The sequence below is a fragment of the Candidatus Pseudomonas auctus genome (assembly GCF_048654275.1).
GTDB lineage: Bacteria > Pseudomonadota > Gammaproteobacteria > Pseudomonadales > Pseudomonadaceae > Aquipseudomonas > Aquipseudomonas pharyngis.
The window spans coordinates 1-359 of record NZ_JBJYZK010000035.1 but is presented as its reverse complement, the minus strand read 5'-3'; the positions used below and the strand labels follow the sequence as shown (position 1 = coordinate 359).

Below are 359 nucleotides of genomic sequence, written 5' to 3'. Positions count from 1 at the left end.
TGTGCCGACTTCAAAGGGCAGTTCAGGATGCAGGACGGCAATTGGTGCTATCCGCTGACCATTACCGATCAGATGAGTCGCTATCTGCTGCTCTGCCGGGCGCTGCCCGGCACGCACAGCGAGCCGACGCGACAGGGATTCGAGTGGGCTTTCCGGGAGTTTGGATTGCCGGACGTAATCCGCACAGATAACGGGGCGCCTTTCGCATCGACCGGTTTGTCGCGGCTGTCGAAGCTGTCCGTCTGGTTCATCAGGCATGGCATCCATATCGAGACAATCACACCAGGGCGTCCTGACCAGAACGGTCGACACGAACGGATGCACCGCACCCTCAAAGCAGCGGTACTGCGAACACCGGC

At 60.2% G+C, this 359-nt stretch carries 1 protein-coding gene; it reads left to right on the top strand.

Annotation, left to right across the window (positions count from 1 at the left end; translation table 11 throughout):
- Nucleotides 1-359, top strand: a 359-nt coding sequence (locus ACKUG4_RS28275) for a DDE-type integrase/transposase/recombinase (RefSeq protein WP_445435286.1), incomplete at both ends; no start/stop codon positions are given.